The sequence below is a fragment of the Burkholderia ubonensis subsp. mesacidophila genome (assembly GCF_002097715.1).
GTDB classification, from domain to species: domain Bacteria; phylum Pseudomonadota; class Gammaproteobacteria; order Burkholderiales; family Burkholderiaceae; genus Burkholderia; species Burkholderia mesacidophila.
Genome location: NZ_CP020737.1, coordinates 1,722,081 through 1,734,513 on the forward strand (window position 1 = coordinate 1,722,081; position 12,433 = coordinate 1,734,513).

Here is a 12,433-nt window from a genome sequence, read left to right on the forward strand (position 1 = left end):
GTGCGGGAACGTTCCGCAATCAGAGACTGCCTTGCGCGATCGAACGTTCCTCGGCGATGCAGTGATCGATCATCCGGCATACCGCGTCGATCGTCCCGACCATGATCAGGCGCGACGAACCATGGTAGACGCGCACCGGCGCACGGCGCGCCGGTTCCGCGTGATTCAGGCCGGCATTCAGCGATACCCGCGCGAACGCAGGCAGCGCCGATGGCAGCAGCGACGCCTGCCGTTCGACTGCTTCTTCTTGACCGGTGGGCGCCGCGACGGTCAGCGGCGCGCACGGCGTGCGGCCGCGCAGGTGACGCAGGCGACCGAATTGACGGAAAGGCAGCAGGCGGGCAAGGCGTTCCATGGTGTTCTCCTGAACGAGACGGATGGTCAGAATTCGCCCGAGCGAATCAGCCCGACGGCGATGCCTTCCAGCGCGAATTCCGCGCTGCCGGCCTTGACGAAGATGTTTTCGTAATCAGGGTTCTCCGCGATCAGCTCGAGGCCGCCGGGCCGGCGCTTCAGGCGCTTGACGGTGACGTCGTCGCCCAGGCGCGCGACGATGATCTGGCCGTCCTTCGCTTCCGTGCGCTTCTGCACGGCGAGCAGGTCGCCGTCGAGGATGCCGGCGTCGCGCATCGACAGGCCGCGGACCTTCAGCAGGTAATCCGGTTTGCTGGAGAACAGCGCGGGATCGCACGCGAAATGCTGCGAGATGTGCTCCTGCGCGAGGATCGGGCTACCTGCCGCGACCCGGCCGACGAGCGGCAGCGACAGCTGCATCAGGGCCGCGTGCGGCAGCGTGAACTGGTGCGGCGCGTCGTCGCCGCCGAGCAGGCGGATGCCGCGCGACGCGCCGGCGGCCAGCTCGATCACACCCTTGCGCGCCAGTGCGCGCAGGTGCTCCTCGGCCGCATTCGGCGAACTGAAGCCCAGTTCGGCCGCGATCTCGGCGCGGGTGGGCGGGAAGCCGGAGCGCTCGATCGCGCGGCGGATCAAGTCGAACACTTGCTGCTGGCGGGCGGTGAGTTTGGTCATGGCTTAACTGTATGGATAGACAGTGAGCTGTATTTTTATACAGTACTCCGAGAATTTCAAGTGTTACCTGAGGTTCGTCGCGATCGCGTCGATTCCGGCGCCATCCGGCGACGTCCGGACGCCGGTTCGTCCGCTGCAACCGTCGATTTCGTCTGCGTTAGCACTTTTTAATATTAAAAAATAAGGAACGATTATTTTTAATCATGTAACCCGTTCGATAGACTGGCTCGCATCTCGCAATACCGACAACATGACCGACAACACGGGAGAAGCACGGATGGTGAAGCGCAATACGGGACTGGTGCGCGGGGCGCGCCGCTTGATCGCAACCTTCGCGCTGGGCGCGGCCGCGGCGCTGGGCGTCGCCGCGCATGCGCACGCCGACACGACTTTCCTGAACGTGTCGTACGATCCGACGCGCGAGCTGTATCAGGACTTCAACCAGGCGTTCGGCAAGGAATGGAAGGCGAAGACGGGCGAGACCGTCAACTTCAAGCAGTCGCACGGCGGCTCGGGCGCGCAGGCGCGTTCGGTGCTCGACGGGCTGCAGGCGGACGTCGTGACGCTCGCGCTCGCGTACGACATCGACGCGCTCGCGAACAAGGGGCTCGTCAACAAGGACTGGCAGAAGCGCCTGCCCGACAATGCGTCGCCGTACACGTCGACGATCGTGTTCCTCGTGCGCAAGGGCAATCCGAAGGGCATCAAGGACTGGGACGACCTGACGAAGCCGGGCGTGTCGATCGTCACGCCGAACCCGAAGACCTCCGGCGGCGCGCGCTGGAACTATCTCGCCGCTTGGGCGTATGCGGTGCACAAGCCGGGTGGCAACGAGCAGAGCGCGAAGGATTTCGTCACGAAGCTCTACAGGAACGCGGGCGTGCTCGACTCGGGCGCGCGAGGCGCGACGACGAGCTTCGTGCAGCGAGGCATCGGCGACGTGCTGATCGCGTGGGAGAACGAGGCGTTCCTGTCGATCAAGGAATTCGGCACCGACAAGTTCGAGATCGTCGTGCCGTCGGTGAGCATCCTGGCAGAGCCGCCGGTCGCGATCGTCGACAAGGTGGTCGACAAGAAGGGCACGCGCAAGCTCGCCGAGGCGTACCTGAACTACCTGTACAGCCCGCAGGGCCAGGAGATCGCGGCGCGCAACTACTACCGGCCGCGCTCGAAGAACGTGCCGGCGGAGCTGACGAAGCAGTTCCCGAAGCTGAAGCTGTACACGGTCGACGACACGTTCGGCGGCTGGACGAATGCGCAGAAGACGCATTTCGCCGACGGCGGCGTGTTCGATTCGATCTACAAGCCGCAGTAACGACATAACGACAGCGGCGCGCGACAGCAGCGCGCCGCACCCCCGGCGTTCGCGCCGGACCCATGTGATTCGACCCAGCAAGAGCATCCGATGACGACGTACACCTTTCGCAAGCCGAGCGCGCTGCCCGGCTTCGGCGTGACGCTCGGCATCACGGTGGCCTATTTGAGCCTCGTGGTGCTGATTCCGCTTGCCGCCACGTTCCTGAAGACCGCGACGCTCTCGTGGGACCAGTTCATCGCGGCCGTCGCGTCGCCGCGCGTGCTCGCGTCGTACCGGCTGACGTTCTCGGCGGCGCTGGGCGGCGCGCTGATCAACGCGGTGTTCGGCTTCCTCGTCGCTTGGGTGCTCGTGCGCTACACGTTCCCGTTCAAGCGCGTGGTCGACGCGATCGTCGACCTGCCGTTCGCGCTGCCGACGTCGGTGGCCGGCATTTCGCTCGCCGCCGTCTACGCGACCAACGGCTGGGTCGGCCAGTACCTCGCGCCGCTCGGCGTCAAGATCGCGTTCACGCCGCTCGGCGTGCTGGTCGCGCTGACCTTCATCGGGCTGCCGTTCGTCGTGCGCACCGTGCAGCCGGTGCTCGAGGATTTCGAGCGCGAGCAGGAGGAGGCCGCCGCGTGCCTCGGCGCGTCGCGCTGGCTGATGTTCCGCCGCGTCGTGCTGCCGGCCGTGCTGCCGGCGCTCCTGACCGGTTTCGCGCTCGCGTTCGCGCGCGCGCTCGGCGAATACGGCTCGGTGATCTTCATCGCCGGCAACGTGCCGATGAAGTCCGAGATCACGTCGCTGCTGATCATCACGAAGCTCGAGCAGTACGACTACGCGGGCGCGACCGCGCTCGCGGTCGTGATGCTCGTCGTGTCGTTCGTGATGCTGCTGCTGATCAACACGCTGCAGTGGTATCTGCAGCGACGCACGGGCAAGGGCGCGAGCGGCCCGGCGCCCGCGGCCGTCGCCGTTGCAGGAGGTCAGCAATGAGCCACGAGGCCACCGCCGTGCTGAACACCCCGAGCGCCGCCGCGCAGGCGCGCGCCGCGAAGCGGCTCGACCCGGTCAGCGAGCCGCGCGCCGTGCGCTGGCTGCTCACGGGCATCGCGCTCGCGTTTCTCGCGTTCTTCCTCGTCGTGCCGCTCGCGGCCGTGTTCTTCGAGGCGCTGAGAAAGGGCGTCGGCTTCTACCTCGAGTCGCTCGCCGATCCGGACGCGTGGTCGGCGATCAAGCTGACGTTGACCGTCGCCGTGATCGCCGTGCCGCTCAACCTCGTGTTCGGCGTGTGCGCGTCGTGGGCGATCGCGAAGTTCGAGTTCCGCGGCAAGGCGCTGCTGACGACGCTGATCGACCTGCCGTTCTCGGTGTCGCCGGTGATCTCGGGCCTCATCTACGTGCTGCTGTTCGGTGCGCAGGGCTGGCTCGGGCCGTGGCTGCAGGCGCACGACGTGCAGATCATCTTCGCGGTGCCGGGCATCGTGCTCGCGACGATCTTCGTCACGTTCCCGTTCGTCGCGCGCGAGCTGATCCCGCTGATGCAGGCGCAGGGCAGCGACGAGGAGGAGGCCGCGCGCGTGCTCGGCGCGTCGGGCTGGCAGATCTTCCGCCGCGTGACGCTGCCGAACGTGAAGTGGGGCCTGCTGTACGGCGTGATCCTGTGCAACGCGCGCGCGATGGGCGAGTTCGGCGCGGTGTCGGTCGTGTCCGGCCACATCCGCGGGCAGACCGACACGATGCCGCTGCACGTCGAGATCCTGTACAACGAGTACAACTTCGCGGCTGCATTCGCGGTGGCGTCGGTGCTCGCGCTGCTCGCGCTCGTCACGCTCGCGCTGAAGCTGCTCGCGGAGCGCCATCTCGCGGCCGACCTGGCCGGCGCGCGCGACGCGGTTCCCGCGCATGCCGGCCCCGCCGTCACTTCGTCGAATTCGTAAAGAGGCAACCAGAATGGGTATCACCGTCAGTCATCTGCACAAGCGCTTCGGCGATTTCACGGCGCTCGACAACGTATCGCTCGACTTTCCGGCGGGCGAGCTGGTCGCGTTGCTCGGGCCGTCCGGCTGCGGCAAGACCACGCTGCTGCGCGTGATCGCGGGCCTCGAGCACGCGGACGCGGGGCAGGTCGTGCTGCAGGGCCTGGACGTCGCGTCGGTCGGCGCGCGCGAGCGGCAGGTCGGCTTCGTGTTCCAGCACTACGCGCTGTTCCGCCACATGACCGTGTTCGAGAACGTCGCGTTCGGGCTGCGCGTGAAGCCGCGCCGCGAGCGGCCGTCGGAGGCCGTGATCCGCGACAAGGTGCACGAGCTGCTGAAGCTCGTGCAGCTCGACTGGCTCGCGCAGCGCTATCCTTCGGAGCTGTCGGGCGGCCAGCGGCAGCGCATCGCGCTCGCCCGCGCGCTCGCGGTCGAGCCGAAGGTGCTGCTGCTCGACGAGCCGTTCGGCGCGCTCGACGCGAAAGTCCGCAAGGAGCTGCGCGGCTGGCTGCGGCGCCTGCACGACGACCTGCACATCTCGACGATCTTCGTCACGCACGACCAGGAGGAGGCGCTGGAAGTCGCGGACCGCATCGTCGTGCTGAACCACGGCCGCGTCGAGCAGGTCGGCAGCCCGCAGGGCGTCTACGATCATCCGCAGAGCGCCTTCGTCTACGAATTCCTCGGCGCGGCGAACCGGCTCGCGGGCACGGTCGCCGATCGCGGCTTCGTCGCGGAAGGCGCCGCCGCTCCGATCGAGGTCGATGCCGATTTCGCCGGGCCGGCGCATGCGTACGTGCGCCCGCACGACCTGCAGCTGCGGCCGGCCGGGGACGGGCAGCGGGACGGCATCGCGGTGGACGTGCGCCGCGTCGTGCCGCTCGGCGGCTCGGTGCGCGTCGAGCTGGAGGCGCGCGCGGGCGGCGCGCTCGAGGCGGAGCTCGATCGCGACGCATGGCAGGCGCTCGCGCTGCGGGTGGGCGACGGCGCGACGGCCGTGCCGCGCGCGGTGCGGGTGTTTCCGGTGCGCTGACGCGCGCGCCGGGCAGGGGCGGTAACCGTTTCGATTCGTTTCGATTCAACGACTAAAGAAAAGACAGCCTAAGAGGCATACCCATGAACTTTCAGCAACTGCGCTTCGTGCGCGAGGCCGTGCGCCAGAACATGAACCTGACCGAAGTCGCGAACGTGCTGTACACGTCGCAGTCGGGCGTATCGAAGCAGATCAAGGATCTCGAGGACGAGCTGGGCGTCGACATCTTCATCCGGCGCGGCAAGCGGCTGACCGGGCTCACCGAGCCCGGCAAGGCGGTGCACCAGCTGATCGAACGGATGCTGCTCGACGCGGAGAACCTGCGCCGCGTCGCGCGCCAGTTCGCCGACCAGGACAGTGGCCACCTGGTCGTCGCGACCACCCACACGCAGGCGCGCTATGCGCTGCCGAAGGTGGTCAGGCAGTTCACCGAAGTATTTCCGAAAGTGCATCTCGCGCTGCGCCAGGGCAGCCCGCAGCAGATCGCGCAGATGATCCTGAACGGCGAGGCGGATCTCGGCATTTCGACCGAGGCGCTCGACCGCTATCCGGACATCGTCACGTTTCCGTGCTATTCGTGGCATCACACGGTGGTCGTGCCGAAGGGCCATCCGCTCGTCGGCCGCGAGAACCTGTCGCTCGACGACATCGCCGAGTATCCGATCATCACCTACGACCAGGATTTCACCGGCCGCTCGCATATCGACCAGGCGTTCGCACAGGCGGGCGCGGTGCCGGACGTCGTGCTGACCGCGATCGACGCGGACGTGATCAAGACCTACGTCGAACTGGGGATGGGCATCGGCGTCGTCGCGGCGATGGCGTACGACCCGCAGCGCGACACGGGGCTCGTCGCGCTCGACACGCAGCACCTGTTCGAGGCGAGCACGACGCGGGTCGGCCTGCGCAAGGGCGCGTTCCTGCGCGCGTATGCATACCGGCTGATCGAGATGTTCGCGCCGCATCTGACCGAGGCCGAGATCGCCAGCCAACTGCGCGAAGCGGTCTGACTCGCTGCTGTTCGGGACGCCCGCGCGGCGTCCCGTTCCGCCGTCGCCGGAACGCACGTTCTCGCGCCGGCGACCGCGCGCTCCGAATAAACCCTTAAATATTGATCAGACGGGTTGCGCGCGGACAAGAAACGGTCCAGCATACCTCTCACTCCGCCGGCGGCCTGCCGGCGGTTGCGCGTGAACGCACCGCACGCGCTCCGGCAGTCGGCCCTCTGCCTCGCACCCATTCCGTGGTACCGACAGCTTCGATGGCCATAGTCCGGCTAGTGCGGCGCAAACGTTTGCTCGCATTAAAACAACAGATAGCCCCACGGGGCCTAACGCCAGGAGATGTGTATGAATGTCCGCTTTCGCCGTCGCTTCCTGACCGCCGCCGTGGCGGCGGTCGCGCTCGCTGCCGCGCCGTTCGCCCATGCGGAGACGGCCGGCAAGCCGAAAGTCGCGCTCGTGATGAAGTCGCTCGCCAACGAGTTCTTCCTGACGATGGAAAACGGCGCAAAGGAATACCAGAAGCACAACGCGGCCCAGTTCGACCTCGTCACCAACGGCATCAAGGATGAAACCGACACCGCGAGCCAGATCCGCATCGTCGAGCAGATGATCGTGTCGAAGGTCGACGCGATCGTGCTCGCGCCGGCCGATTCGAAGGCGCTGGTGCCGGTCGTGAAGAAGGCGGTCGACGCCGGCATCATCGTCGTCAACATCGACAACCGGCTCGATCCGGACGTGCTGAAGGCCAAGCGCCTGAACGTGCCGTTCGTCGGCCCCGACAACCGCAAGGGCGCGCGCAAGATCGGCGACCTCCTCGCGAAGAAGCTGAAGGCGGGCGACCAGGTCGGGATCGTCGAGGGCGTGTCGACGACGACCAACGCGCAGCAGCGCACGGCCGGCTTCCAGGACGCGATGAAGGCGGGCGGGATGAAGGTCGTGTCGGTGCAGTCGGGCGAGTGGGAGATCGACAAGGGCAATGCGGTCGCGTCCGCGATGCTCAACGAGTACCCGAACCTGAAGGCGCTGCTGTGCGGCAACGACAACATGGCGATCGGCGCGGTGTCCGCCGTGCGCGCGGCCGGCAAGCAGGGCAAGGTCAGCGTGGTCGGCTACGACAACATCAACGCGATCAAGCCGATGCTGAAGGACGGCCGCGTGCTCGCGACCGCCGACCAGTACGCGGCGAAGCAGGCGGTGTTCGGCATCGACACGGCGCTCAAGGCGATCGCCGAGCATCGCAAGCAGGCCGACATGTCCGGCGTGGTCGAGACGCCGGTGGATCTCGTGACGAAGTGACGCTGCCCGGCTGACGGCCGCCGCCCTCAAGAATCCGGCGCGGCGGCCGTTATCCGGTGTGAGCGCGATCACGGCCACTGCGTGCCACTTGTGAGCGTCAATCCCGCGCGCCGTCCGCTGCGCGCGGCCGCAACCAGGATCGCGATGGAATCGACCTTCCAACCCTCCCGTTCTGCCATCCCCGTGCTGGCCGTCTCCGGCATTGGCAAGACCTATGCCGAGCCGGTGCTCGCGGACGTCTCGCTGACGCTTGCGTCCGGCGAGGCGCTGGCACTCACGGGCGAGAACGGCGCCGGCAAGAGCACGCTGTCGAAGATCGTCGGCGGGCTCGTCGCGCCGACGGCCGGCACGCTGCAGCTCGACGGGCGCGCGTATGCGCCCGCGAGCCGCAAGGACGCCGAAACACTCGGCGTGCGGATGGTGATGCAGGAGCTGAACCTGCTGCCGACGCTGTCGGTCGCGGAAAACCTGTTCCTGAACCGGCTGCCGCGCCGCTTCGGCATCATCGACCGCCAGCGGCTGCGCGACGACGCGCGCGCCGCGATGGCGCAGGTCGGGCTCGACGACGTCGATCCGGACACGCCCGTCGGCGCGCTCGGGATCGGCCACCAGCAGATGGTCGAGATCGCGCGCAACCTGATCGGCGACTGCCGCGTGCTGATCCTCGACGAGCCGACCGCGATGCTGACCGCGCGCGAGGTCGAGCTGCTGTTCGAGCAGATCGACCGGCTCAAGGCGCGCGGCGTCGCGATCGTCTACATCTCGCACCGGCTCGAGGAGCTGGCGCGGGTGGCCGAGCGGGTCGCGGTGCTGCGCGACGGACGGCTCGTGCATGTCGGCGACATGGCCGCGACGACGACCGAGCGCCTCGTCACGCTGATGGTCGGGCGCGAGGTCGGCGAGCACATCGACCTCGGTGCGCGCCACTTCGGCGCGCCGCGGCTCGTCGTGTCGGGCATGACGCGCATGCCGGCCGTGCAGGACGTGTCGCTCGAGGTGCGCGCGGGCGAGATCTTCGGCATCTCGGGCCTGATCGGCGCCGGGCGCACGGAGCTGCTGCGGCTGATCTACGGCGCCGACACGCCGGACTCGGGCATGATCGCGGTCGGCCAGCCGCTCGAGCCGGCCGAGATCCGCTCGCCGGTCGACGCGGTGCGGCACGGCATCGCGCTGATCACCGAGGACCGCAAGGGCGAGGGCCTGCTGCTGTCGCAATCGGTGACGGCGAACGTGTCGCTCGGCCAGCTCGACCGGCTCGCGCGCGCGGGCGTCGTCGACGCGACGCGCGAGACGGCGCTCGCCGAGCGCCAGATCGACGCGCTGCGCATCCGCACGCACGGCGCGTCGCAGCCGGTCGGCGAATTGTCGGGCGGCAACCAGCAGAAGGTCGTGATCGGCCGCTGGCTCGCGCGCGACATGGGCGTGCTGCTGTTCGACGAGCCGACGCGCGGCATCGACGTCGGCGCCAAATTCGAGATCTACACGCTGATGGGCGCGCTCGCGCGAGAAGGGCGCGCGCTCGTCGTCGTGTCGAGCGACCTGCGCGAGCTGATGCTCATCTGCGACCGGATCGGCGTGATGTCGGCCGGCCGCATGACCGCCGTGTTCGAGCGCGGCAACTGGACCCAGGATGCGCTGCTGGCCGCGGCGTTCGCCGGCTTCGGCCGCGACGAGGCCGCGCGCCATCCGGCAGCCGGAGCGGCGAAGGGAGCCGCGCCCGGCGCTTCGACGACAGGACCTTCGCAATGACCCAGCCCCCCGTTACCCCGACCGACGCCAACCCGCAGCAGCCCGTCATGGGGCGCCGCGCGCGCATGCTGTCCGGCACCCGGCTCGGCCTGTCGAACTACCTCGGGCTCGCCGGCGCGCTCGCCGCGATGATCGCGCTGTTCTCGACGCTGAGCTCGCATTTCCTGACCTACGATACGTTCAGCACGATCGCGAACCAGATTCCCGATCTCGTCGTGATGTCGGTCGGCATGACCTTCGTGCTGATCATCGCCGGGATCGACCTGTCGGTCGGCTCGGTGCTCGCGCTCGCCGCGTCGATGGTCAGCGTCGCCGCGCTCAAGTGGCAGTGGGGGCCGCTGCCCGCCGCGCTGATCGGCATCGCGGCCGCGACCGCGACGGGCACGCTGACGGGCGCGGTCACGGTCGGCTGGCGGATTCCGTCGTTCATCGTGTCGCTCGGCGTGCTCGAGGCCGCGCGCGGGCTCGCGTACCAGCTGACGAATTCGCGCACCGCTTACATCGGCGACGCGTTCGACTTCCTGTCGAACCCGCTCGCGCTCGGCATTTCGCCGGCGTTCCTGATTGCCGTCGCGGTGATGATCGTCGCGCAGTTCGTGCTGACGCGCACCGTGTTCGGCCGCTATCTCGTCGGCATCGGCACGAACGAGGAGGCGGTCCGACTTGCCGGGGTAAACCCTCGGCCGTATAAAATCCTCGTATTCGCGCTGATGGGCGCGCTTGCCGGGCTCGCGTCGCTGTTCCAGATCTCGCGGCTCGAAGCGGCGGACCCGAACGCGGGCAGCGGGCTCGAGCTGCAGGTGATCGCGGCCGTCGTGATCGGCGGCACGAGCCTGATGGGCGGGCGCGGCTCGGTGATCAGCACGTTCTTCGGCGTATTGATCATCTCCGTGCTGGCCGCCGGGCTCGCGCAGATCGGCGCGAACGAGCCGACGAAGCGGATCATCACCGGGGCGGTGATCGTGGTGGCTGTCGTGCTCGACACTTACCGCAGCCGGCGCGCGCGCGCCCGGTAGGAACCGCGCACGGCAAGAACAACAGAGAACGGACCAGAGAGAAACGGGAAATGGCGACGATCAAGGATGTAGCGGCCATGGCGGGCGTATCGTTTACGACCGTGTCGCACGTGGTAAACAATTCGCGGCCGGTGTCCGCGGACGTGCGCGCGAAAGTCGAAGGGGCGATCCGCGAGCTGAATTACGTGCCGTCGGCGGTCGCGCGCTCGCTGAAGGCGCGCGCGACGGCGACCATCGGGCTCGTCGTGCCGAACAGCACGAATCCGTATTTTGCCGAGCTCGCGCGCGGCATCGAGGACCAGTGCGCCGCCAATGGCTACTGCGTGTTCTTCTGCAACTCGGACGACGATCCGATCAAGCAACGCAACTACCTGCGCGTACTGCAGGAAAAGCGCATCGACGGGCTGATCGTCGCATCGGCCGGCGAGGATGCGGTGCTCGCGCAGTCGCTCGCCGACGCGCATGCGCCGCTCGTGGTCGTCGACCGCAACATCGAGGGGCTCGCCGCGGATCTCGTGCAGATCGACCACGAACGCGGCGCGTATCTGGCGACCCGCCACCTGCTGGAGCTGGGGCACGCAAAGATCGGCTGCATCACCGGGCCGACGGACACGGCCGTCAGCGCGATGCGCGTGCACGGCTTCATCCGCGCGATGGCCGAGCGCAGCATCGACATCGTGCCGGGCGCGATCGCGGAAAGCGACTTCTCGTGCCTCGGCGGCTATCACGCGGCGTCGCGGCTGTTCGAATCGGTGCGGCCGAGCGCGATCTTCGCCGGCAACGACCTGATGGGCGTCGGCGCGCTGCGCGCGGCGGCCGAGCGCGGGCTGCGCGTGCCGGACGACTGCTCGATCATCGGCTTCGACGACATCGAATTCTCCCGCTATACGTATCCGGCCTTGTCGACGGTCGGCCAGTCGGTGCGCGCGCTTGGCGAGATGGCCGCGCAGACGCTGATCGAACGGATCAGCGGCGGGGCGAGCGCCGCGCCGAGCCGGCGGCGCGTCGTGTCGCCGCGCCTCGTGCTGCGCGAATCGACCGCCGTCTACCGCGAACCGGCGCCGGCCGGCAACCGCGCATGACGGCGCGCGTCACCTCCGGCGCGCCGCAAGCGGGGCGCGTGACGGTCATCGGCAGTCTCAACATGGATCTCGTCGTGCGTGCGCCGCGGCTGCCGCTGCCCGGCGAAACGCTCGCCGGCCATGCGTTCGCGCAGGCCGCGGGCGGCAAGGGCGGCAACCAGGCGGTCGCCGCCGCGCGGCTCGGCGCGCAGGTCGCGATGATCGGCTGCGTCGGCGCGGATGCGCACGGCGCCGCGCTGCGCGCCGGCCTCGAAGCCGAGGGGATCGACTGCGCGGGGCTCGCGACGAGCGCGACGGCGTCGACCGGCGTCGCGCTGATCGTCGTCGACGACGCGAGCCAGAACGCGATCGTGATCGTCGCCGGCGGCAACGGCGAGGTGACGCCGGCGACGGTCGCGCGCCACGACGCGGCGATCGGCGCGGCCGACGTGCTGATCTGCCAGCTCGAGACGCCGGCGGACGCGGTCTTCGCAGCGCTTTCCGCCGGGCGCGGGCTCGGCCGCACGGTCGTGCTCAACCCGGCGCCCGCGGTCGCGCCGCTGCCGGCCGGCTGGCTGCCGCTCGTCGATTACCTGATTCCGAACGAGGTCGAGGCGGCGGCGCTGACGGGCCTGCCGATCCGCGACCCGGCCGACGCCGAAGCCGCCGCGCGCGCGCTGCAGGCGGGCGGCGCGCGCAACGTGCTGGTCACGCTCGGCGCGCGCGGCGTGCTCGCGCTGACGGCGGACGGCGCGGCGCGCCACTATCCGGCGCCCGCGGTGCAGGCGGTCGACACGACCGCCGCCGGCGACACTTTCATCGGCGGCTTCGCCGCGCGGCTCGCGGCCGGCGCAGACGTCGACGCCGCGATCCGCTTCGCGCAACGCGCGGCGGCAATCTCCGTGACGCGCGCAGGCGCACAGCCGTCGATTCCGACCCTGGCCGAACTTACCGATTGACTACCCGGAT

12 protein-coding genes are annotated in these 12,433 nt (G+C 68.9%); 10 read left to right on the forward strand and 2 right to left on the reverse strand.

Annotated features, from left to right (window positions below; all coding sequences use genetic code 11):
- Nucleotides 1–19 precede the first annotated feature (19 nt).
- Both B7P44_RS08250 and lexA read right to left on the reverse strand, forming a co-directional pair.
- Entirely contained in the window at nucleotides 20–355 is a 336-nt protein-coding gene (locus B7P44_RS08250) for a hypothetical protein (protein ID WP_084902711.1), read from the reverse strand.
- Nucleotides 356–381: 26 nt separating this feature from the next.
- Nucleotides 382–1,029, reverse strand: coding sequence for a transcriptional repressor LexA (gene lexA, locus B7P44_RS08255; protein WP_010092466.1), 648 nt, complete (start codon nucleotides 1,027–1,029; stop codon nucleotides 382–384).
- Between the two features lie 277 nt (nucleotides 1,030–1,306).
- On the opposite strand from lexA, the gene B7P44_RS08265 reads away from it, so the two are divergent.
- From B7P44_RS08265 to rbsK, 10 genes are all read left to right on the forward strand, one after another.
- Nucleotides 1,307–2,344 carry a sulfate ABC transporter substrate-binding protein gene (locus tag B7P44_RS08265; protein ID WP_084906522.1) on the forward strand — a complete coding sequence of 346 codons (1,038 nt, stop codon included), beginning with the start codon at nucleotides 1,307–1,309 and terminating at the stop codon, nucleotides 2,342–2,344.
- Between the two features lie 90 nt (nucleotides 2,345–2,434).
- Nucleotides 2,435–3,322: a sulfate ABC transporter permease subunit CysT gene (cysT, locus tag B7P44_RS08270; protein WP_084902713.1), complete on the forward strand. Its 888-nt coding sequence runs from the start codon at nucleotides 2,435–2,437 to the stop codon at nucleotides 3,320–3,322.
- Entirely contained in the window at nucleotides 3,319–4,266 is a 948-nt protein-coding gene (gene cysW, locus B7P44_RS08275) for a sulfate ABC transporter permease subunit CysW (protein WP_084902716.1), read from the forward strand. Before cysT ends, cysW begins: the two co-directional genes overlap by 4 nt.
- Nucleotides 4,267–4,279: 13 nt before the next feature.
- Entirely contained in the window at nucleotides 4,280–5,338 is a 1,059-nt protein-coding gene (locus B7P44_RS08280) for a sulfate/molybdate ABC transporter ATP-binding protein (RefSeq protein WP_084902719.1), read from the forward strand.
- 83 nt (nucleotides 5,339–5,421) lie between these two features.
- Nucleotides 5,422–6,348 carry a CysB family HTH-type transcriptional regulator gene (locus tag B7P44_RS08285; protein WP_084902721.1) on the forward strand — a complete coding sequence of 309 codons (927 nt, stop codon included), beginning with the start codon at nucleotides 5,422–5,424 and terminating at the stop codon, nucleotides 6,346–6,348.
- 339 nt (nucleotides 6,349–6,687) lie between these two features.
- The gene (locus B7P44_RS08290) at nucleotides 6,688–7,638 is read left to right on the forward strand and encodes a sugar ABC transporter substrate-binding protein (protein ID WP_084902724.1); all 951 of its coding nucleotides are present in this window, start codon (nucleotides 6,688–6,690) and stop codon (nucleotides 7,636–7,638) included.
- A 144-nt stretch (nucleotides 7,639–7,782) separates the two neighbouring features.
- Entirely contained in the window at nucleotides 7,783–9,387 is a 1,605-nt protein-coding gene (locus B7P44_RS08295) for a sugar ABC transporter ATP-binding protein (RefSeq protein ID WP_084906524.1), read from the forward strand.
- Nucleotides 9,384–10,403 (forward strand): ABC transporter permease, encoded by a 1,020-nt coding sequence (locus B7P44_RS08300; protein WP_084902725.1) that lies wholly within the window; start codon nucleotides 9,384–9,386, stop codon nucleotides 10,401–10,403. The genes B7P44_RS08295 and B7P44_RS08300 overlap by 4 nt, the downstream gene beginning before the upstream one ends.
- Nucleotides 10,404–10,453: 50 nt before the next feature.
- Complete coding sequence (locus B7P44_RS08305; protein ID WP_084902728.1) at nucleotides 10,454–11,485, forward strand: LacI family DNA-binding transcriptional regulator; 1,032 nt, start codon at nucleotides 10,454–10,456, stop codon at nucleotides 11,483–11,485.
- Nucleotides 11,482–12,423 carry a ribokinase gene (rbsK, locus tag B7P44_RS08310; RefSeq protein ID WP_084902731.1) on the forward strand — a complete coding sequence of 314 codons (942 nt, stop codon included), beginning with the start codon at nucleotides 11,482–11,484 and terminating at the stop codon, nucleotides 12,421–12,423. The genes B7P44_RS08305 and rbsK overlap by 4 nt, the downstream gene beginning before the upstream one ends.
- Nucleotides 12,424–12,433 lie beyond the last annotated feature (10 nt).